The 20446-nt window shown below is 48.0% G+C and carries 20 protein-coding genes; 9 read left to right on the top strand and 11 right to left on the bottom strand.

All coding sequences use genetic code 11. The features are described 5' to 3' along the window. Nucleotides 1–63: 63 nt before the first annotated feature. Nucleotides 64–483, bottom strand: coding sequence for an organic hydroperoxide resistance protein (locus OM978_RS20625; protein ID WP_264344300.1), 420 nt, complete (start codon nt 481–483; stop codon nt 64–66). A gap of 318 nt (nt 484–801) precedes the next feature. On the opposite strand from OM978_RS20625, the gene OM978_RS20620 reads away from it, so the two are divergent. The 3 genes from OM978_RS20620 to OM978_RS20610 all read left to right on the top strand — a co-directional run bounded on the left by OM978_RS20620 (nt 802) and on the right by OM978_RS20610 (nt 2901). Next, nucleotides 802–1263, top strand: coding sequence for a hypothetical protein (locus OM978_RS20620; RefSeq protein WP_264344299.1), 462 nt, complete (start codon nt 802–804; stop codon nt 1261–1263). A gap of 74 nt (nt 1264–1337) precedes the next feature. Next, nucleotides 1338–2171 (top strand): DUF692 domain-containing protein, encoded by an 834-nt coding sequence (locus tag OM978_RS20615; protein WP_264344298.1) that lies wholly within the window; start codon nt 1338–1340, stop codon nt 2169–2171. Further along, nucleotides 2164–2901: a DUF2063 domain-containing protein gene (locus OM978_RS20610; RefSeq protein ID WP_264344297.1), complete on the top strand. Its 738-nt coding sequence runs from the start codon at nt 2164–2166 to the stop codon at nt 2899–2901. The genes OM978_RS20615 and OM978_RS20610 overlap by 8 nt, the downstream gene beginning before the upstream one ends. A 137-nt stretch (nt 2902–3038) precedes the next feature. Here the strand turns inward: OM978_RS20610 and OM978_RS20605 are convergent, their stop codons facing one another. The 7 genes from OM978_RS20605 to OM978_RS20575 all read right to left on the bottom strand — a co-directional run bounded on the left by OM978_RS20605 (nt 3039) and on the right by OM978_RS20575 (nt 8402). Further along, nucleotides 3039–3527 carry a DoxX family protein gene (locus tag OM978_RS20605; RefSeq protein ID WP_264344296.1) on the bottom strand — a complete coding sequence of 163 codons (489 nt, stop codon included), beginning with the start codon at nt 3525–3527 and terminating at the stop codon, nt 3039–3041. Next, entirely contained in the window at nt 3527–4159 is a 633-nt protein-coding gene (locus OM978_RS20600) for a hypothetical protein (protein WP_264344295.1), read from the bottom strand. The genes OM978_RS20605 and OM978_RS20600 overlap by 1 nt, the downstream gene beginning before the upstream one ends. A gap of 134 nt (nt 4160–4293) precedes the next feature. Beyond that, on the bottom strand, nt 4294–5589 hold the full coding sequence (locus OM978_RS20595) for an ATP-binding protein (RefSeq protein WP_264344294.1): 1296 nt from the start codon (nt 5587–5589) through the stop codon (nt 4294–4296). 2 nt (nt 5590–5591) lie between these two features. Beyond that, on the bottom strand, nt 5592–6332 hold the full coding sequence (locus OM978_RS20590) for a response regulator (RefSeq protein WP_264344293.1): 741 nt from the start codon (nt 6330–6332) through the stop codon (nt 5592–5594). A 298-nt stretch (nt 6333–6630) separates the two neighbouring features. Then, a complete protein-coding gene (locus OM978_RS20585) occupies nt 6631–7065 on the bottom strand; it encodes a hypothetical protein (protein ID WP_264344292.1) in 435 nt (144 codons plus the stop codon). Nucleotides 7066–7478: 413 nt separating this feature from the next. Next, entirely contained in the window at nt 7479–7958 is a 480-nt protein-coding gene (locus OM978_RS20580) for a DMT family transporter (RefSeq protein ID WP_264344291.1), read from the bottom strand. A gap of 9 nt (nt 7959–7967) precedes the next feature. After that, nucleotides 7968–8402 (bottom strand): DMT family transporter, encoded by a 435-nt coding sequence (locus OM978_RS20575; protein ID WP_264344290.1) that lies wholly within the window; start codon nt 8400–8402, stop codon nt 7968–7970. A gap of 107 nt (nt 8403–8509) precedes the next feature. Here OM978_RS20575 and OM978_RS20570 point away from each other — a divergent pair, with 107 nt between their 5' ends. The 3 genes from OM978_RS20570 (at nt 8510) to OM978_RS20560 (ending at nt 14113) form a co-directional block, all read left to right on the top strand. Continuing rightward, nucleotides 8510–9460, top strand: a complete 951-nt coding sequence (locus OM978_RS20570) for a LysR family transcriptional regulator (RefSeq protein ID WP_264344289.1) — start codon at nt 8510–8512, stop codon at nt 9458–9460. Nucleotides 9461–9738: 278 nt separating this feature from the next. Continuing rightward, entirely contained in the window at nt 9739–12927 is a 3189-nt protein-coding gene (locus OM978_RS20565) for an efflux RND transporter permease subunit (RefSeq protein WP_264344288.1), read from the top strand. Continuing rightward, a complete protein-coding gene (locus OM978_RS20560; RefSeq protein WP_264344287.1) occupies nt 12920–14113 on the top strand; it encodes an efflux RND transporter periplasmic adaptor subunit in 1194 nt (397 codons plus the stop codon). Before OM978_RS20565 ends, OM978_RS20560 begins: the two co-directional genes overlap by 8 nt. A 66-nt stretch (nt 14114–14179) precedes the next feature. Here the strand turns inward: OM978_RS20560 and OM978_RS20555 are convergent, their stop codons facing one another. Continuing rightward, a complete protein-coding gene (locus OM978_RS20555) occupies nt 14180–15106 on the bottom strand; it encodes an AraC family transcriptional regulator (RefSeq protein ID WP_264344286.1) in 927 nt (308 codons plus the stop codon). A gap of 219 nt (nt 15107–15325) precedes the next feature. Between OM978_RS20555 and OM978_RS20550 the strand changes: the two genes are divergently transcribed. Both OM978_RS20550 and OM978_RS20545 read left to right on the top strand, forming a co-directional pair. Then, entirely contained in the window at nt 15326–15754 is a 429-nt protein-coding gene (locus OM978_RS20550) for a putative quinol monooxygenase (RefSeq protein WP_264344285.1), read from the top strand. A 145-nt stretch (nt 15755–15899) separates the two neighbouring features. Further along, a complete protein-coding gene (locus tag OM978_RS20545; RefSeq protein ID WP_264344284.1) occupies nt 15900–17207 on the top strand; it encodes a short-chain fatty acid transporter in 1308 nt (435 codons plus the stop codon). A 35-nt stretch (nt 17208–17242) separates the two neighbouring features. Here the strand turns inward: OM978_RS20545 and OM978_RS20540 are convergent, their stop codons facing one another. Together OM978_RS20540 and OM978_RS20535 are read right to left on the bottom strand one after the other, a co-directional pair. After that, nucleotides 17243–18118 carry a hypothetical protein gene (locus tag OM978_RS20540; protein WP_264344283.1) on the bottom strand — a complete coding sequence of 292 codons (876 nt, stop codon included), beginning with the start codon at nt 18116–18118 and terminating at the stop codon, nt 17243–17245. Between the two features lie 58 nt (nt 18119–18176). Further along, nucleotides 18177–19058: a LytR/AlgR family response regulator transcription factor gene (locus OM978_RS20535; protein ID WP_264344282.1), complete on the bottom strand. Its 882-nt coding sequence runs from the start codon at nt 19056–19058 to the stop codon at nt 18177–18179. 115 nt (nt 19059–19173) lie between these two features. Between OM978_RS20535 and OM978_RS20530 the strand changes: the two genes are divergently transcribed. Then, nucleotides 19174–20394 carry an acyltransferase family protein gene (locus tag OM978_RS20530; RefSeq protein WP_264344281.1) on the top strand — a complete coding sequence of 407 codons (1221 nt, stop codon included), beginning with the start codon at nt 19174–19176 and terminating at the stop codon, nt 20392–20394. Nucleotides 20395–20446 lie beyond the last annotated feature (52 nt).

Here is a 20446-nt window from a genome sequence, read left to right as displayed (position 1 = left end):
GATTGCTGTATCTATTGGTTTAGGATTTTGCCCGCATTTATCAAATGCGGGCCTTTTTCTGGCTTAGACCAGCTGTATGGTTACAGCGATATTGCCACGAGTCGCTTTAGAGTAAGGGCAGATTTGATGTGCCTTTTCAGTCAGCTGTTTTGCAATTTGTGGATCCAGACCAGGCAAGCTGACATTCAGACGCGCCTGTAAAAAATAGGCGTCATCTGTCAGGCCCAAATCAATTTCAGCATCTACAGCTGTATCTTTTGGTAGTGCTACTTTTAACTCAGCCGCAGCTTTACCCATAGCGCCAATAAAACAAGCCGACCAGCCAGCAGCCAGCAGTTGCTCCGGATTGGTGCCTGGACCTGATGAACCTGGGGCTGACAGTTTGATCTCTAAACGACCATCAGAGCTATGAGATTCACCATTGCGACCGCCAGTGGTGTGGGTTTTACCTGTGTAAACAACTTTTTCAATTGTAGTGATCATGATTCTTTCCTATCAGTGGTGGATGCTTTGCCATTAAGGCGTTGTACATAGTTGGTCTATGTCGGGTTGCAACAGCCCGATGTGATGTAGTTTTTCACGTCAATATGCTGTAGATATGTCTTGATCAGGCTCAGGTGTAATGTTTTGTAGCAGCAAGCCTTACAGATACAGAGTGATACAAATTCAGTTGCTCCCGATACGTTGCGGATACAAGCGTAGGGCTTAATAGCTCTACCCGAACAAATAGAGTTTGTTTGGCAACAAGCCATCATGGCATCAGCACGCGGACATGCCGCGTTACCTATCTGGAGAAACAACATGTCTCGTAATCAATCGTTAAAAACAACTCGTTTAGGATTTATGGCCGTTGCGTTAGTCGGTGGTTTAAATCTGAGCTCAGCTGCCTTTGCAATGGACTCTTTACCTCAAGGTTACCAACTGACGACTTTGGTTAAAGTGGGTGAAGGTAAATGTGGCGAAGGTAAATGTGGTGCAGCAGAAAGCAACACGAAAGTAGCAGCAACTGAAGGGAAGTGTGGCGAAGGTAAATGTGGTGATGCCTCTTTTGCAAGTACAGATACCGATGGTGACGCTCTGGTTTCTCGTAAAGAATTCATCGCCGTAGCGCCAACCCGCGCCAGCGATTTCAATACCATTGATACCGATAAAGATGGCTTTATCTCTGAACTGGAAGCCTACAACTACCTGAAAACTGTGTATGAGAGCAATGGCAAAGCGGTGCCAAAAGGCTTGTTTACCAGCCTGAATCAGACCAACTAATTCAGCCGTTGTTCTGCGAACTGTCTCCGCCATGCTTGTGCTGTCGGGGGCTTTTTTATTTGAGGAGAGAACAAATGACTAGAGTTCCTGCTATACAAGGTGCTGGCCTGGGTTTACGCCGGGGCTTGTTGCCTGAATTACTGACCATGGATACCCATGCGGTTGATTTTCTTGAATGTGCGCCGGAGAATTGGATAGATGTCGGTGGTGCTTATGGCCTGCAACTGATGAGCCTTGCGGAGCGTTTTCCACTGAGCTGTCATGGCTTGTCCTTGTCGTTAGGAGGCCCTGCGCCACTGGATATGCAGCTGTTGCAACGCACCCGTGCTTTTCTCGACCGTTATCAGGTGCCTCTGTTCAGTGAGCATCTGAGCTATTGCTCCGATGAAGGCCACTTATACGATTTATTGCCTCTGCCTTTTACGGACGAAGCGGTGTTGCATGTGGCGGCGCGTATCCGTCAGGTGCAGGAGGTGCTTGGGCGACGTATTGCGGTGGAGAATATCTCTTATTATGGCGCGCCTTTTCAGGCCTTGGCTGAAATTGATTTCTTAAAAGCAGTGATGAGCGAAGCCGATTGTGATTTGCTGTTGGATGTTAACAATTTATACGTGAATTCCATCAATCATAACTATGACGCTGCGGCCTATCTGGCGGCTCTTCCGGCTGATCGGGTGGTTTATATGCATGTGGCGGGTCACTATGACGAAGCGGCTGATTTGAAGATAGACACTCATGGCGCGCCTGTAAAAAACGATGTCTGGAGTTTACTGCGGCAGGCTTATCAGCGTTTTGGCGCTGTGCCATCGCTGCTGGAGCGGGACTTTAACTTTCCGCCTTTGTCGGAGTTATTGGGGGAAGTGTCACAGATACGCCAGTTGCAACAGCAGGGAGTCCGCCATGGATAAGACTTTAGAGCAGCAATTGCTTTGTCTGGCGCACTATGTGCGAGATCCTGCCGGTTCTGCTCCGCCAGAAGGAATGGAACCGCGGCGTCTGGCGATTTACCGCCGCTTGTTTTATGGCAATATCGAATCGATGTTGGCTTCAGGTTTTCCGGTGTTGTGTGCCAGTCTGGGTTCTGCCGACTGGCATCGATTAGTGCAGGATTTTTATGCCCATTACCGCTGCCAAACGCCGTTATTCACCGAACTTGCCTCTGAATTTGTACTCTATCTGGAGCAAGGTGCAAGTGACGGTCTGAAGTTACCACAGTGGCTAAGTGAGCTTGCACACTACGAGCGCGTTGAGAGTGTATTGTTGCTCAGTAATGCACAACCACCTGTTGTTCATCCATCGGCTGGCGTGCTGGATACTGTGCTTGTCCTCTCTGAGTTGGCCTGGCCTTTAGCTTATCAGTGGCCGGTCTGTGATATAGGACCTGGTCATCTGCCGAAGAACCCCTTGTCAGAGCCAACCTTATTGCTGGCGCAGCGCAAAGACGACCATAAAGTGTATTTCTCTCGCCTGGCCCCTCTGGCTTATGCTGTGCTGGCATCTGTGCAGCAACAGCAGTGGACGGGGCGACAGCACCTTGCTGCGTTGGCAGAGAGTATGGGTGTGACACTGGATGCCGTTTTACCTTCAGGTCAGGCACTGCTTGAGCAATTGTTTTTGCAGGGTGTAATTTCTGGCTAGAGCGCTCTCGTCCTTTTTATACAGATACTGTTATGCCAAGGCCCCATAGCGGGGCCTTTTATTTGGGCTGAAATAGAGGCAATAAAAAAGGGCTGAAGTTTATTCAGCCCTGGTCCTATCAATACAACAGTATTATATCAACTGCGCTTACGCAGCAACGCATCCATGCTTAACTGGCCTGAGCCTTTAAGCAGCAGGAAAAATAACCCCACCATATAAATCAACGGTAACTTGTAGTTGCCATAGCCTTTATTGCTGATGGAATAGCCCATCGCCAGCTCTGACAAGGTGGACCATTCTGCTGGCCAGTGCACCGCAGCGGTCGCCACTATCGTCAGTACGATAAGCACGAGGCTGGCCAGACGGGTACCAAAACCAAGCAGTATCAAAACTGGGGCAATTAACTCTGCCCACATCGACAACTGCCAGTTCAGGTTGACCGGTAACAGATTAAACGGCATCGGAAAATTCGACTGGATTTGAGCAAACCAGTTTTCGCCATTCCATTTCTCGATACCTGCATCAAAAAACTCCCAGGCCAGAAACAGCCGCAGTGGGATATCGGCCAGCCATAGACCTAATGTATTTAACTGAGTCGACGCCATTTTGAGCAAGGAGTGATTCATCAAACCACTCCGGCTTTCGACTTTTTGCGGGCACTGACTGCTACTTTTGCTGTGAGTTTTAACACAATGGCCGACACCATGATGCTAAAACCAATCAGATACCATGGATGCATCGGAATACGTTTATAAAACGACAGACAGAAAATAGCGGCTATGACCCAGGTGCCGGTCGAGTGCAGAAGTTTCCAAAGGCTGCTACCCAGCAGTCGGACCATCACAGGGAAGGAGGTGACCGTCAGCAACAAAATAAACAGATAACCGATAGAACCAGGAATATTGGCGGCTGCAGTGCGGCCATTCCAGAAGGTTTCAGGAAACATATTGGCGTAAATCAGGATCAGAATGCCGTGCACCAGATGTGAAAAGGCAAAGGACAAGCCTAGAAAGCGTCTTTCCCGAAGGAGTGCTTTGGTGCCCTGATTTGGCACCAGAATAGCGAGCGAAGAGGCTAAAAAGGTCAACAGGAATAACGTAAAGGAGGTGCGTGCTGTCACACGAATAGCGCTGCGTAATGCATCCACTAATTCGGTGTGCCACAGCATGGTACTGGTTGCAAACAACAACACAGCTAAAGACAGCAGCGCAAATAAAGTCCAGCCACGCAGGCCGGACCCGGAGTTGGTATAAGTCATGGACAGGATCCTTCAGATTAAGCGCGCCATGCGGAATGCAGTCGCTGCTTCGCTGTCCATTCTCTGTGTTTGCTGTATCCCCAATATGTCGGCGATTAGGCCTTTTGTATCTCTGTGTATCCGGGCTTGTTACATCAGCGAGGTAATTCAACAGTGACACATAAGCCACCTTCAGCGCGGTTATTTAAGCTCAGGCGCCCGCCCAGTGCCTGACTGAGTTGTTGTGCTATAGCCAGCCCCAGTCCTGTGCCACCTGTCTCTCTGTTACGTGAACTTTCGACACGATAAAAAGGTTGCAGCACTTGTTCCAGTTCGGCTTCAGGTATACCAGGCCCGTTATCCAGTACCTGCAGCTGGATGCCGGACTTTGTGGTTTGCACTTTAAATTCGGCACTGCCGCCAAATTTCAGCGCGTTATCTGTCAGATTAGTCAGGATACGGCGCAATGCATGAGGTCTGGTATTGATCACTGCTGCTGTACTGCCATTAAGACTGACGGCCTGACCGCTGTCCTGATAATCACAAACTAAACTATCGAGAAAGGCATCCAGGTCTATACGGCATTCTGGCTCTGCAGCACTGTCCATGCTGCGGGCATAGGCCACACCTTCCCGCACCAGATGCTGCATTTCACTTAGATCACTCCATAACTTGTCTTTTTCCAGCGAGCCATCCATTTGCTCCACCCGCAGTTTCATCCGGGTGATAGGGGTTTGCAAATCGTGAGAAATAGCGGCCAGCAGTTGCATCCGCTCTTTCAGAAAAGTAGCAATACGGCTTTGCAACGTATTAAAAGCACGGGCTGCGTACACCACTTCGCTGGGGCCCTTCTCATCCAGATCCGGGCTGGGCGCATCCGGATCCAGCTGATCTACAGCCTGCGCCAGACGGGTTAAAGGCCGAATGGCCATATGCACAGCCAGCCAGGTACAACCCAGCAACACCAGCAACTGCAGAATAAGCACTAGTGGCAACCATTGAGCAACAGGTATAGCGCCAGGTGTTACATCGAGCGTTAGTGATTTGCCGTCACTCAAGGTCATATGCACCTGGAAATGGGGTCTTTTCCCTGGCATGGTCTGAAATACAGGTTCGAATCGTTTGGCGACGGTCTGCGCAATAGTCAGAGCTGCCATTGGGGGCTGCTTCATATCCATAGGTTCGCCAAGGATGGGCTGGTCCAGCAGATAACGATAGTTGCGCCTTTCCACTAACGGTAACCAGCCCGCTCTTTCTTCAGCAGGTAACCTGTCCAGCAGCGCCACAGCAGTACTGACATCTGTGGATAAATTATTCAGCATCACGTTACGGCCAGTCTGGTAGCGCTCGTAAAACTGCGAGCTGAATGACAAACCATAAGCCAGTACCAGGCCAACTAATAAGATTAAGGCCAGACGGGCGGCCAGACTTTGAGGCAAACGCAGCTTCATGATCAAGAGCCTGGCTCAAGCAGTTGCAGCGGCAAAGTAAACACATAACCTTCGTTGCGCACTGTTTTTATACAAGCCGCTTCGCGGGCATCATCACGCAGGCGCTGGCGCAAACGACTGACCAGCAAATCTATCGAACGGTCGAAAATATCAGCTTCACGGCCTTGAGTCAGGTTCAGAAGTTGTTCACGGCTCAGCACCCGTTGTGGATGGTCCAGAAAGACCCGAAGCAATCTGTATTCAGCGCCACTTAAAGAAACCACTGTGCCTGTATCATCCAGCAAATGCCGGGCGCTGGTATCCAGTCGCCAGTCACCAAAGCCGATTAAACGGCTGCTTTCAGTGATCTGCAGATTCGGTGGTAACATGCGGGTGCGTCGCAGTACTGCGTTAATACGCGCCAGCAACTCACGGGCAGAAAAAGGTTTAGTCAGGTAATCGTCAGCGCCCATTTCCAACCCTATGATGCGGTCGGTTTCGTCACTGCGGGCAGTGAGCAGCACTATGGGAATTGCTTTGTGTTTGCTGACTCGCAATTCACGGCATAGGCGCAGGCCATCGTCACCCGGCATCATAATATCGAGCACAATCAAATCGACCGTATTGGCTTCAAGAAAAGCCCGCATTTGCCGGCCATCTGCGGCCAAACTGACCCTCATGCCATTTTTTGTCAGGTAGTTGCCCACCAATTCACGGATTTCTCTGTCGTCGTCAACAACCAGAATATGCTCAACCTGTTCCATGACTGCCCTTAGTGTAGGAGATACACTTATTTTATATGAAATACCGAAATAACCTGAACTCGTGATATTGAGTGTTAGCTTATCCTGGGTTCATTAGCCAGCCAGTTTGATGAACGGTCGGCTAACTAAAACTGCACATAGCTTAGAGCGAAACTTCAATGGATAACAGCTATTGAAGCTCTGACCAGACGAAGTAAAAATAAAACACAGCTTCAACCTATTAAATAGTGAAGCTGCGGCAATTTCACCTTTAGTTTTTCAATCAGCCCCAACCTGATGTTGGGGCTGTAAAAGTTACTTAATATTCTGTCGAAAATAACCCGGTAGGCAATGCTTTACCGTTTTCGTTATAGGCTGCTTTGACGCTTAAGTAGGATTCGCGCTCGTCGATATAGCCGTCTTTATTCGTATCTTTTTTGTCAAAAACAGCCTTATTTTTCGGTGCGACAACAAGAAATTCTGCCAGAGAAACTCTTGCATCATCATCTGTATCGACGGCATTGAACTTCGCATCACCACACTGGCCTTCGCCACATTTACCCTCTGCAGTTTTAGGTTCTGTGCCGCCACATTTACCTTCGCCACATTTACCTTCAACTCCGGCATGAAAAGTACTAAGTTGATAACCCTGAGGCAGTGCTTCAACAGCAAACGCCTGCTGACCTAAAGTCAGTCCGGTAAGAGCAACGCCGATAAGAAGAGCGCGGTTATTCAGTGATTTAACAGTACTCATAAAATGTTCTCTCTGTAGTTTCTGTATAAGGTTGATTATTAGTTGCCTTGACTACTGTCAAAGACAACGAGCAAATAATACCTAACCTAAGTATCTGCAGAGTGTCTGAAAAGTCCCTGTATGTATCACAATGTACAAGGTTCAAAGGATGGGACTGATGGTGGTGTGCCGGGCATAGTCTGATCAGATCGCGTTTTTATAAGAGGGAGTAGACAAGTCAGTGGATGGCTTGTCTATATTCATGCACCCGAGTAGCCCTGACCCTGTGATCATCAAGGCTAGACCAAACGTCTATTTAATCACTTTTGCGGGTTTAGGCCATTCGCCACATATTCAGGACCCGCAGCGTTTTCATCAGCAGTTGATTACAAACTAAGTAGCTGCTGATGTTGTTATTGGTTTCACTGGCTGGTTTATTCGGACGCTAGTTTGTCGTTTTGCTTAGCTTCGGTGTTTTTCCCGCTGCTATAGATAAAATACAGCGCTATACCCAGACATAAAATAGCGCCTAGCCGCTGCTCTGAAAGTGGCATGGCGTTGTTGCCCAGCCAGCCAAAATGATCAATTAACATACTCATAGTTAACTGGCCAAAAATCACTGCAACCGTGGCTATAGCTGTGCCTATACGTTGCACCGCCAGCACCATAATCACTATGTAAGGCACACCCAATAGCGCCCCGAGCAATTGCCATTTAGGCACATCCAGCAAAGTGACACTGTATTTAGGTTCAAAGAAGAAAATTAATAAAGCTGTGATTAAAGCCCCTAACGCAAAAGTCAGAAAAGCACAACGAAATACACCCACCTGAGCGCCCAAACGGCCATTAATAGCGGCCTGAATACTTAATACTGCACCGGCAAGCACAGCCAGAATAATCATTAAAATCGTCATGGTTTTTCCTTAACTGTTGGCCATTAATATCAATGCAATCACAATAAAAGCCAAAGCGGTCAGACGTTTGGTATCCATTCTGCGGTGCGGCACACCAAACCAGCCATAGTGATCAATGATCAGGCTTTTAAATACCTGACCGGCCAAAATGCCGACCATGGTCATAGCTATACCAATAATGGGCGCAGCAAGCGTCAGAATAACCACATAAACAGGCCCTAATATGCCGCCGAGTAATTGCCATGACGGCTGGCTGAAAAAAGATGGGCTGTTACGTGGGCTAAAAAACAGCATCAGCAGAAAAGTGATGGCAGCACCCACAGCAAAAATACTGAAGGTGGCCCATAACTTACCCACTTCAAGCCCCAATGGCCCAAGTAAACCCGCTTCCACCGACAATCCCATTCCACCTGCTACCACCAGTAGCAATAACACCATCTGCATAACTATTCTCCGCTGCTCCAGGGCTGATTTAAGCGGCGCAGCATATAGCAGTGAGTGATTGCGAAAAACGCTATAATCCAGAAATCACCTTTGCAGGATTTGCACGAATGAATGACTTAAATGCAATTAGTATCAGAAATCTGCTGTTTTTTATCAGCGTGTTTGATGCACAGAGTTTTTCAATAGTGGCGCGACGGGAAGGAGTATCTGCTTCTATGGTGTCGCGTTCTGTGCAGCAATTAGAAGACGCACTGGGTCAACAATTGTTTTATCGCAATACCAGGGCTGTGATCCCAACAGAAGCGGGGCGGACTTTTGTGGACTATGCGCGCACCATGGCTGAGCAGTTAAGTGCAGCGCAAAAAGAGTTACAAGACAAAACACTGCAGCCAGCCGGTGTGATTCGGGTCAATGCGCCGGTATTTTTTGGCCAAAAACATATAGCGCCCTGGTTAGCAGAATTAAACAACAGATACCCCAGGTTACAGATAGAGCTTAGTTTAACAGACGATTTTATTGACCCTCACCGTGAAGCGGCCGACCTGATTTTCCGTATTGGTGCTTTGACTGACTCTTCTTTTCATGCACGGGTTATCGGAAAGCAAACTTATTATCTGGCGGCTTCTCCTGACTATATAAACAAACACGGCGAGCCAAAAACACCAGCCGATCTTCCTCAGCATCAGGCCTTGGTGTATCGCGGATCTTCAGGACCAAATCGATGGCTCTTTAGGGAGGCACAAGCCAAAGAAAAACAAGCCAGTTGGGTGCATTCGCCAGTAAACGCAATTTTAACCTCCAACAATGCCGACAGCTTATATACAGCAGCGCTGACAGGTATGGGGCTGGTGTTGTTTCCCGACTGGCTGATTGGCGACAGCCTGAAACAAGGCAGGTTGGTGAGGTTATTGCCCGACTATGACGCTGCCATTAAAACCGAGCCACAGTGTATAGCTGCTATTTACCCTCATGTGCGTCATCCACCGCTTAATGTGCGTGTGCTGATTGATTATTTTATTGAGGTCTATGGCTCGCCGCTTTACTGGCAGTTGGAATAACGATTTGAGGAATAAACAACAGTCGAAAACTGACTGAAAAGGCAAAATCATAGTTTTGGGCAGAGATACGCCAGTATCAGGCAAACCGGAATCAGCAGCAGGCTTTATCTTAAAGTAGTGACTTTATTCCGTAGCGACAGGGTTAGCAGCAACGCTGGATTGTTTAGCACAATCCGGCGCAGCTTTGCCGCTGCTTATCCTGCTTTTTGTCTCTGACAGGGCTAATTCTGTTTTACTGCCAGCTTCACCCTGACTGGCCTGTATCTGGAGCTCGACTTTTGAATGGTCTGATTAAAATTGCGCTGCAAAAGCCACTGACTTTTATTGTACTGGCGATCCTGATTGCAGGTTTTGGCATTCTGGCGGCGTTGCGTATGCCTGTAGATATTTTCCCGTCGATACGGATCCCAGTGATTGCAGTGGCCTGGCAATACACAGGTTTGGCTCCTGAAGAGGTATCTAACCGTATTGTCACTCCGTATCAGCGTGCTTTAACCACCACTGTCAGTGACATTGAACATATTGAAGCCCAAGCCTTACCGGGCATGGGCATTATCAAGATCTTTTTTCAGCCGAATGTAGATATCCGTACTGCAAATGCTCAAGTGACGGCTATTTCACAAACCATGTTACGGCAAATGCCACCTGGCGCTAACCCGCCTTTTATCGTTAACTATGACGCCTCTACAGTGCCAATTTTACAGCTGGCGATGTCGGGTGAGGGCTTAACGGAGCAGCAACTGAATGATTTGGGTATGTCGCAAATCCGTACTCAGTTAATTACTTTGCCAGGTGTCGCCATGCCTCTGCCTTCCGGTGGTAAACAGCGGCAAATTCAGATTGATTTAAACCCTGTGGCTTTGCAGTCTTATGGTCTGGCTGCGCGTGATGTGACCGCTGCTATAGCGGCGCAAAATCAGGTTAATCCGGCCGGAACTATGAAAATTGGTTCTGGTCAGTACAACGTCAAGTTAAATAATTCAGCTGAGAGTCTGGAGGATTTCAGTGCTATTCCGGTGAAAGTTGTGAATGGCGGCACTGTTTATATTCGCGATGTGGCCACAGTGCGGGATGGCAGCAGCCCACAGCAAAACGTAGTGCATGTGGAAGACAGCCGCTCAGTGCTGTTAACAGTACTGAAAAATGGTGCCGTGTCTACGTTGGATATTGTTGAAAGTGTCAAACAAGCTTTGCCCCGTATTACTGCTGGTTTACCGGACAGCCTGAAGGTATTGCCTGTGGGTGATCAGTCGGTGTTTGTTCGTGCTGCTATTGAAAATGTGATCCATGAAGCTGTGTTAGTGGCCGCTTTGATTTCGTTACTGGTATTGCTGTTTTTAGGCTCATGGCGCTCTACGTTAATTATTGCTATGTCCATTCCGTTATCTATTCTGGCAGCTATAGCTGTGCTGAATGCTTTTGGCCAAACCCTGAATGCGATGACCCTGGGTGGCCTGGCTATCGCTATAGGTATTCTGGTGGATGGTTCGACAGTTATTATTGAAAACATCAACCGTCATCTGGAAGAAGGCAAAGCAGTAAGACCAGCTATTATGTTGGGGGCCTCGCAAATTGTGATGCCGTCTTTTGTTGCCTTGCTCTGTATTTGTATAGTTTTTGTGCCGATGTTTTTCCTGCCAGGTATTTCAGGTTTCTTATTTGTGCCTATGGCGCTGGCTGTGGTCTTTGCGATGGTGGCTTCGTTTCTGTTGTCTTTAACCGTAGTGCTGACGATGTCGATGTATTTATTAAAACCTCATCAGCACAACAGTAATCAGGCCGCTAAATCTGGTTTTTTGGGTCCGCTGAAAAAACTGCAACAGGGTTTTGAAACTGGTTTTGAAAAGCTGCGTAATGGCTACAGTAATAACCTCGCGGCCTTAATGAGCAGCAGAAAAACTTTTGTAGCCAGTTTTATGGCTTTGGTGCTGCTGTCTTTTGTGTTGTTGCCTTTTTTAGGCCGGAACTTTTTTCCTGATGTCGATTCCGGCCGCATGCTGATGCATGTGCGGGTGCCACAAGGCGTAAAAATTGAAGAAACTGCGGCTCGTTTTGAGCTGATAGGCCGGGCAGTACGTGATTTAATTCCCTCCTCCGAGCTGGATTCCATTATTAATAACGTGGGTTTGCCAGCCAGTATGGTGAACGTGGTTTATAACAACTCGGGAACTATCGGCTCGCAGGACGGCGATATGATGATTAGCTTAAAGCCTGGTCATAGTCCGACACAGCAGCATATGCAAAAGCTTAGGGCTGAACTGCCTAAACTGTTTCCCGGTACCAGTTTTTCGTTTTTACCAGCGGATATCACCAGTCAGATCCTGAACTTTGGCGCACCTTCGCCTATTGATATTCAAATTACAGGCCGGAATCTGCAGGCGAACCGCGATTATGCTCAGTTGTTATTACGCCGCATCAATACGATACCTGGTTTAGTGGATGCCCGTATTCAACAACCTGATGCGACACCTCAACTGAATATTGATATAGACCGCTCCCGCATCAGCCAATATGGCCTGACGGCTTTGGATGTTACGGCCAGTTTAGGTGGTTCTCTTGCAGGTAGTTCGCAGTCAGCTCCGGTGTTTTTTATTCACCCGACTACAGGCGTGTCTTATCCTGTGGTGACACAAGTACCAGAGTATTTAATGTCCAGTATCAGTGAGCTGGAAAACGTGCCGGTATCCGGTGCTGGAGCCTCGCAGCTGCACCATTTAGGTGGCGTGGCCAAAATTAGCCGCAGCACCACTTTGCCAGTATTGTCGCAATACAATATTCAACCGATGATCAATATTTTTGCTGCCACCTCAGGACGGGATTTAGGCGCAGTAGCTGCAGATATTCAGGCTGCGATTGCTGAACTTGCAGCAGATAAAGCAGTAGGTGTGAATGTGACGTTGCGGGGCCAGTACCAGACCATGAATACGGCCTTTTCCGGTTTAGGTTATGGTTTATTGGGCGCCATAGTGCTGATTTACCTGCTGATTGTGGTCAACTTCCAAAGCTGGAAAGACCCGGTGGTGATTATTTCTGCCTTGCCTGCCGCCTTGGCCGGTATTGTCTGGATCTTGTTTGTTACAGGTACACCTTTGTCTGTGCCTGCGCTGACTGGTGCCATTATGTGTATGGGCATGGCGACGGCCAACTCTATTCTGGTTGTGAGTTTTGCCCGTGAACGCCTGGCCGAAACTGGCAATGCGATACAAGCCGCGCTGGAGGCTGGTTATACCCGTTTCCGCCCTGTGATGATGACAGCCCTGGCCATGATTATCGGCATGATCCCTATGGCGCTTGGCCTGGGTGATGGTGCCGAGCAAAATGCGCCTTTAGGCCGGGCTGTGATCGGTGGTTTAGTTTTTGCCACCATAGCCACCTTATTATTTGTTCCTGTTGTTTTTAGTCTGGCGCACCCAGATAAGCCCACTGAACCTGCTTTTGATCCGGAGTTAAATCTGTCCCATGCTTAATCAAAACACTCACAGCACTCAAAATACCGGCGGCAGCAAAGCTACTGCTCGTTCGACAAAACGCACCATTGTGCTGGTCAGCTTGCTACTGGGTTTAACCGGAGCTGGTTTGGCTGCTGCAGGCATTATGCAGCGTCAAAGTGCCACTGAAGAGCTGCGGGCCGTAGCCGGACAATCTGCTATTCCAACAGTTTCTGTGGTGCATCCATCCGCTGCTGATACTTCTGTCAGCCTAGTCTTACCCGGTAATCTGGAACCATTAAACAGTGCTGCTATTTACGCCCAGACCAATGGATATATTCAGCAGTGGCTGGTGGATATAGGCGATAAGGTGGCTAAAGGTCAGTTGTTGGCTGTGTTGGAAGCGCCGGAGCTGGATCATCAGTTAGCTCAGGCCAAGGCAGATTACAGTACAGCACTGGCGGAGCAAAATAATGCCCAGAGCATGGCAGAACGAGCGACCAAACTGCTGAAACTCAATAGCGGCGCTATTTCAGCTGAAACTGCAGAGCAGCGGGTACGCGATGCGCAAGCCCGAACTGCTTTTAGCAGTGCTGCTTTAGCCAATGTACGCCGGCTTGAAGCATTAAAAGGTTTTACCCGTTTGACCGCACCTTTTGCCGGTGTGGTCACCAGCCGTTCAGCACAATTAGGCGAACTTGTGGTGGCTGGTGTTGCCAGTTCAACCCCGTTATTTACTATTGCCGACACGACACAAATGCGGGTTTTTGTTCGGGTGCCACAACATGACTCGCCGCAGATGGTTGCTGGCCAGCAAGCTGCTTTGCTGTTGCCGGAATACGACAACAGGCCTTTTGAAGCTGTGGTTAGCCGCAGCGCTGGTGCAGTCGATCCAGTCTCAGGTTCAGTGCTGGTGGAATTACAGGCTGATAATAAAGATGGTGCTTTGTTACCTGGTGCTTACGCGCAGGTCAGTTTTACACTCAGCAGCAACAACAGCAGTCGTGTGCATATACCCGGCAGCGCTATTTTATACCGTGACCAGTCTCCGGCTGTAGCAACTGTAGATGCCACAAATACTGTCAGGTTAAAAACTGTCACTATAGGCCGGGATCAGGGCTCACAGGTTGAAATTGTCTCAGGATTGAATCTTGATGATCAGGTGATCAGCACACCACCAGATGCGATTCGGACCGGTGATCTGGTGAGGGTGGTGGCTGGGTAAACAAGGCCTTAACCAAACGACAGGAGCGAGCAGAAATCTGGCGGTCAGGATGCAGAGCAGTAATAGTTAAAAAGTGGCTTTAAGTTTGCGGATATCTTTGGAAGGAGCTGCGCCAAACTGTCTGGAATATTCGCGGCTGAATTGTGAAGGACTCTCATAACCCACTGTGTAACAGGCGGTAGCAACGTCTATGTTCTGGCTCAGCATCAGACGGCGTGCTTCGTGTAGCCGCAACCATTTCTGAAAACTCAGTGGGCTCATGGCCGTCATAGTTTTAAAATGATGGTGTAAGGTTGAACTACCCATGCCGACCAATTGGGCCAACTGCTCAATACGCAGCGGGGCTGCATAGTTTTCTTTTAACCAGCCTATAGCCTTTGATACCTGTGAGCTTTTGCTATCTGTCAGTGCTGTTTGACATAATTTGTATCCCAATGGGCTTTGCAGAACCCGGTACAGCAGCTCCCGCTGATAGGTGTTGCCTAAGGTGGGAATACTTTGAGGCTCGTTGTCTAAATCGATCAGGCGGCGCATGGCCGAAAGAATAGGCAAAGTAAGCTCTGCGACACCCAGACCAGGCGCTGATTTGCTGGCGGTCATCTTTCGCGGAGACAACTGCAATTCCAGCACTAATTCAGTTAATAAATTCCGGTCAAATCTGAATGCAAGGCCCAGATAAGGCTGCTCTGGCGTAGCTTCTACAATACTGGCGACAAAAGGTAAGTCGACTGCGCTCATTAAAAAGTGTGTGCTGTCATAGGTGTATCCTTCCTGACCTAAAAACACCCGCTTGGCACCTTGCAGAATAATGCAAATACTGGGCTCCTGAGTGTAGCTGCTTTTTATTGTGGGCTGTTCATAGCGAAAAAAACGCAGACCATCCAGTGCTGACGAATAAGGTGAGCTTTGGGCTAATTTCTCACGTAAAACATTCAGCAAATGGTCACGGATCAAGCTGAATTCATTACCTTCCGCTGCTGTTGCTGTTGTCATATGGGTTCTGCTTCCTAAGTCGATGCGCTGAGTTGCGTAGTGTGCTAATTGTACTAAACATAGTGTATGTACATTGCTTCGGCTGGCAATGCCCTAAAAGGATTGGGCAGGACATAGGCAGGATCAGGCAAGTTGTATCCTTGTTGCAGGCTTAAGATGTGAAGCAACTTATATTCAACTACAGAAATCAGACAAGCTCTGAAACAGAGGACTAGAGTTATGCGCCTTTTTTTAAAAACCACGTTTAGTACTATGCTTTGTATAGTCTCCATGTTCGTTTTTACAACTAATGCCTTTGCGGCTTCTGACTCAGGGATGATTGTGCGAATATCGGAAATTGAAATAGAGCCGGATTATCTGCAGGACTATAATCAGATCCTGCAGGAAGAAGCCGAAGCTTCAGTAAGGTTAGAACCGGGCGTGCTTGCTATTTTCCCCATGTTTCAAAAAGAACAGCCAAATCAGATCAGGGTTTTGGAAATTTATGCCAGCCGTCAGGCTTACGAATTGCATTTGAAGACCCCTCACTTTATTAAATACAAAACCACGACACTTAAAATGGTGAAGTCACTGAAACTTATTGATATGCAGACTATAGATCCAGCGTCGATGGCCACAATCTTCGGAAAAATGAGTACAAAGTTATAAGCTGCACAGAACACAAGAGCTGTTGTATATGAAAGGCTGCATCACAAATGACATTCTGACTGGCTTATATAAACAACACCGATTGCCCGAATAAACGCAGTGCTTTATGGTAACAGCAGAAGCAGAGAAAAATGATGGATAAAAGATGCTGAATGCCGTTGCTAAACCGCTGGTTAAAATGGTGGAACGTTACCTGCCTGACCCTTATATTTTTGTGTTGTTGCTCAGTTTGCTGGTGTTTGTCGCAGCCATAGTCTTTGAACAACAAAGTCCTTTGGCTGTAGCGCAGCAATGGGGCGACGGCTTTTGGGGTTTACTGAGTTTTTCGATGCAAATGCTGTTGGTGCTGGTGACAGGTTTTATGCTGGCCAGTACTCCGCTAGTCAGCAAGTTGCTGGACAGGCTGGCTATGCTAGCTTCCACTGCAGGTCAGGCCATAGTGCTGGTGACGCTGGTGTCTTTAGCTGCGAGTTGGCTGAACTGGGGTTTTGGTTTAGTAGTTGGCGCTTTGTTTGCTAAAGCTTTGGCGAGGCGGATACAAGTCGATTACCCCTTACTGATCGCAAGTGCTTATTCAGGTTTTGTCATTTGGCATGGAGGCCTGTCGGGTTCAGTGCCTTTAACTATTGCTACGCCCGGCCATTTTGCGGAAGCTCAGATTGGCATTATTCCAACATCCGACACTATTTTTTCGTTATTTAATCTGGTGCTGGTGGCGGCTTTATTTATTGCTGTGCCCTTGCTGAATTACCTGATGCGGCCTAAAGCTGAAGATTCGGTCTATATAGACCCAGCTAAGTTAGCACCTGAAACCCAACCTGATTTAACCACAGAGCGCCCTGCCGATAAGCTGGAAAACAGCTTTGTCATTACAGCTTTCATTGCCTTGGCCGCCGGGGCTTATTTGCTGCAGTACTTTGCCAAAGCTGGTGGGTTGAATCTGAATATAGTGAACTTCCTGTTTTTATTTCTGGCGATTTTGCTGCATGGCACTCCAAGGCGTTTATTGCATAGCCTGCAGCAGGCTATTCAGGGTGGAGCTGGCATTATTATTCAGTTTCCGTTTTATGCCGGTATTATGGCGGTGATGATGCAGTCGGGTTTAGCTCAGTCTTTATCGCAGTGGTTTGTTAGCTTTGCCACGGCAGAAAGTCTGGCGTTCTGGACTTTTATCAGTGCCGGTTTAGTAAATATTTTTATTCCATCCGGTGGTGGTCAGTGGGCGGTGCAAGCTCCAGTGATGTTGCCAGCAGCTTTGGAGTTAGGGGCTGAAGTGAATCGTATTGCCATGGCTGTGGCCTGGGGCGATGCCTGGACTAATCTGATCCAACCCTTTTGGGCTTTGCCTGTTCTGGCGATAGCTGGCCTTAAAGCCAAAGATATCATGGGTTATTGTTTGCTGCAGTTGCTGGTGACAGGTGTCATTATCAGTCTGGTGTTAAGTTTTATCTGACAGGCCAGGCGAATGCCCAGCCTGTCAGTATGGCGTTAATGCACTTTGTAACTATGTAGCTGATCTTTGGCAAAATAGTGCACACCAAATAACAAGCCACCGGCATGGGCATCGTCTGTGGGTTTACCTGAGCAACGTAAAATCACATGGTCTGCTGTTTCTTCCACCAGATCTTCGTTTGGGAACACCATAATGTCTGGTGAAATTAAACCTATCAGTCTGCTGCCTACTATGTAATAACTGCCTACATCGACCTTTTTGCCGCTGGATTCCAGTTGGTCTGCTTTATCACGCTCAATTAATCCAAGCAAAACTTGTGCACCTGCTGTCAGTTCAGCTCTGAATTTATCAAGCTCAGCCTGCGATGGTTTTTTAATATCCTTCACCGGGATTTTGGTCGGCAAATGGTATAAATAACGGCCTGTCCAGCCTGGCTCTTCCAGTTGGAATATCAAGGACATACGATAAACATCATCAGCCCCTTCCTGGATCACCACATAAGGATATAGTGAAGCCGCTTTGCCGTTGCCGCTACCTGCACCACTGAACAGAGGCCTGCTTTTGCTGAGATCTGCAGTGATCTGATAAGGGTCTACGCCAATAAACTCATCTTTGTAGTGTGAGGTGGTGGACTTGTTGTACGCATCCACAGCCAGTTCGCCGACAAAAGGAATAGGGTTCAACATCAGCGCCGCACTTTCCGCCTGGACAAAAATATACTGTGAGCCTGCAAAACTGCTGCCTTCAGACGGAATAGCTTTCGGCAACGCATGCACCACAGTGATTTGACCGACAGGAGTGGCTTTTGCCAGCGACGTGCTGGCCGTTGGACTGCTGCAGCCCTGTAGCAATAGCGCACAAGTGCCGAGCATCAATACCAGGGCTTTGCTTTTTATCTTAAGTGAATTCATAACCTTCCTTAGCTGTTTTGAGAACAACACAATTTGTAGCAAATTTTCAGACGAACTACTACAACTTGCCCTGAAAACGAGCCCTGAATTCGTCTTTAAAACGCCGGGATAAATTCAGCCGCTCGCCGCTGTTGAGTAAAATTTCACCATCACCACTGGGGTCGTAACTAATACTGTGAATGGCATGATGATTGATGGCTAAACTGCGGTGAATACGACTGAAACCCTTGTGTTGCAGCAGCTCTACTGTGTTAGCAAGGGTAGCGCGCAGTGGGTAAATCCGGCCTTTGCTGTGTAAATTGACATAGTTACCGGATGATTCCAGCCAGTCGATGTCGTCCACTTTCACCAGAAATTCTTTATCCAGTTTACGCACCAGAAAATGTTCGGGTGAGCTGGTATTGTGGCTGACGGCTGTTGTGTCTTCGTTTTGTTCTGCACCAATCAGCATGGCGTCGCCTTTTAAGCGGCGATAGATAAACTGCGCGATATGAAACAGGGCAAACAAAAACAGATAACCCCAGACATCTTTGCGGTATTCATAGAAAAACTCACGGGCTAAAGGGCCAAAATCATAACCTCTGCCCAGCAGGCCATACACCAGTTTACGTAGTGCCACCATCAGGCTGATATGACCAATACAAAACAACAAACTGGCGACAAAATGCAGTGATAACTGCCAGCGTACCGCATTAAACCGGGGTGGCACTTTGTGAAAAAACCAGACTAAAAACGGCGTCAGGATCAAAGTACCTATGGCGCTGCTGTATTCCCAGACTAAAGGTTCCCACCATTGCAAAGTAGAAAAAGGGTCTCTGTGGTGCTCCATCCATACCGAACTGGCGTTAATGCTGTTGTTGATCAGCAAATACAAAGCAAAGAGCAGATAGCTATATAGCACCTTGTGTTGGTCAAATAGTTCAAACCAGTTTTTAGCCACAGCGTTCGTCCCCACCAGCCACCTCTTATCCCTCAATTCCACCACCAACCTATTCAGCTCTGTGCACCAGGATTTACAGCAGACAGACTAAGCCAAATCACACAGGAGACTTAGCATGACACGAACACTAACCGCGCGTCGATATGAACTCGACTGGTTACGCAGTATTGCTTTTGCATTGCTGATTTTGTACCACATTGGTATGTATTATGTTACCGACTGGGGCTGGCATATTAAAAGTGAGCAGACCTTTACCGGCCTGCAGGATTTGATGATTTTGACCAACCCATGGCGTATGTCTTTATTATTTTTACTGGCAGGTATGGCGCTGAGTCTGGTGTTGCCGCGTATCAGTCGATTGAAACTGTTAGGGCTACGTTCCAAAAGGTTATTGATCCCTTTGTTATTCACTATGTTTGTCGTCGTAGTGCCGCAAGTCTATTACGAGGCCTTAAGTCAACAACTGATCCAACCGGGTTATTTGCAGTTCTGGTGGCAGTATGTCAATCCTGTCACCGACTTATTGCCCGATCATCATAGCCCTATAGGTTTACTGACCTGGAACCATGCCTGGTTTATCCCGTATTTATGGTGTTACAGCCTGCTGGTGCTGTTGTTTTACCCGCTGCTGAACCTTGTTTCGCAATCCTCTTTGTTGCAGCAGTTGCCGGGTCGTTATGCGTTGGCGCTGGTGTTCGGTTTGATGTTTTGGGCCTGGTGGACTTTACGGGCTGATTTTCCCAGTACTCATGCCTTGGTTGATGACTGGTATAACCATGCCAAATATTTTCTGGTATTTATTGCTGGTTTTTTACTGGCGCGACAGGATTTATGGTGGCAACAACTGGTGTTGAATAGAAGGCTGTGGCTGGGTTTAGCTCTGTTGTGTTACAGCCTGATTATTGCTGAGCGCCAGGATGTTTTTGACTATTACTCAGGCCCGACAAAGAGTGAAACTCTGCACAACACACTGTTTGGTACTGTATTGGTGATCAATCATTGGGTGTGGTTACTGGCGATGTTGGGTTACGCCGGAGCTTATCTGGCAAAAGCAAATAGCCCGCTGCTAAGGTACTGCAATGACGCCGTATTGCCCTGGTATATTTTGCATCAGACGTTAATTATTCTGTTTGCCAGTTGGCTTAAACCTCTGGCTATACCAGCAGTTGCAGAGTTTCCGTTGTTGCTGGGGTTGACTGTTGCAGGCTGTTATCTGGGCTATGAACTGATACGCCGTGTTAGCCTATTGCGTTGGTGTTTTGGGGTGGGCAAAGCCCGGCAGACCACTCAGAACTCAACATCTTCTGACTTATTGGCAACAGGTTCTGTGCGCTAAATAATCAAAGACCAGAGTTGGAGTGGCTCTGGTCTTTTTGAGCGGGTCAGCT

Origin of the sequence: Rheinheimera sp. MM224 (assembly GCF_947090785.1) — a bacterium.
Classification (GTDB): domain Bacteria; phylum Pseudomonadota; class Gammaproteobacteria; order Enterobacterales; family Alteromonadaceae; genus Pararheinheimera.
This window is presented reverse-complemented; position numbering and strand designations above follow the sequence as displayed.

Excerpts from the sequence above, each read along its gene's own strand:
- OM978_RS20625 (WP_264344300.1), bottom strand. The coding sequence starts at position 483 with ATGATCACTACAATTGAAAAAGTTGTTTACACAGGTAAAACCCACACC.
- OM978_RS20620 (WP_264344299.1), top strand. The coding sequence starts at position 802 with ATGTCTCGTAATCAATCGTTAAAAACAACTCGTTTAGGATTTATGGCC.
- OM978_RS20615 (WP_264344298.1), top strand. The coding sequence starts at position 1,338 with ATGACTAGAGTTCCTGCTATACAAGGTGCTGGCCTGGGTTTACGCCGG.
- OM978_RS20610 (WP_264344297.1), top strand. The coding sequence starts at position 2,164 with ATGGATAAGACTTTAGAGCAGCAATTGCTTTGTCTGGCGCACTATGTG.
- OM978_RS20605 (WP_264344296.1), bottom strand. The coding sequence starts at position 3,527 with ATGAATCACTCCTTGCTCAAAATGGCGTCGACTCAGTTAAATACATTA.
- OM978_RS20600 (WP_264344295.1), bottom strand. The coding sequence starts at position 4,159 with ATGACTTATACCAACTCCGGGTCCGGCCTGCGTGGCTGGACTTTATTT.
- OM978_RS20595 (WP_264344294.1), bottom strand. The coding sequence starts at position 5,589 with ATGAAGCTGCGTTTGCCTCAAAGTCTGGCCGCCCGTCTGGCCTTAATC.
- OM978_RS20590 (WP_264344293.1), bottom strand. The coding sequence starts at position 6,332 with ATGGAACAGGTTGAGCATATTCTGGTTGTTGACGACGACAGAGAAATC.
- OM978_RS20585 (WP_264344292.1), bottom strand. The coding sequence starts at position 7,065 with ATGAGTACTGTTAAATCACTGAATAACCGCGCTCTTCTTATCGGCGTT.
- OM978_RS20580 (WP_264344291.1), bottom strand. The coding sequence starts at position 7,958 with ATGACGATTTTAATGATTATTCTGGCTGTGCTTGCCGGTGCAGTATTA.
- OM978_RS20575 (WP_264344290.1), bottom strand. The coding sequence starts at position 8,402 with ATGCAGATGGTGTTATTGCTACTGGTGGTAGCAGGTGGAATGGGATTG.
- OM978_RS20570 (WP_264344289.1), top strand. The coding sequence starts at position 8,510 with ATGAATGACTTAAATGCAATTAGTATCAGAAATCTGCTGTTTTTTATC.
- OM978_RS20560 (WP_264344287.1), top strand. The coding sequence starts at position 12,920 with ATGCTTAATCAAAACACTCACAGCACTCAAAATACCGGCGGCAGCAAA.
- OM978_RS20555 (WP_264344286.1), bottom strand. The coding sequence starts at position 15,106 with ATGACAACAGCAACAGCAGCGGAAGGTAATGAATTCAGCTTGATCCGT.
- OM978_RS20550 (WP_264344285.1), top strand. The coding sequence starts at position 15,326 with ATGCGCCTTTTTTTAAAAACCACGTTTAGTACTATGCTTTGTATAGTC.
- OM978_RS20545 (WP_264344284.1), top strand. The coding sequence starts at position 15,900 with ATGCTGAATGCCGTTGCTAAACCGCTGGTTAAAATGGTGGAACGTTAC.
- OM978_RS20540 (WP_264344283.1), bottom strand. The coding sequence starts at position 18,118 with ATGAATTCACTTAAGATAAAAAGCAAAGCCCTGGTATTGATGCTCGGC.
- OM978_RS20530 (WP_264344281.1), top strand. The coding sequence starts at position 19,174 with ATGACACGAACACTAACCGCGCGTCGATATGAACTCGACTGGTTACGC.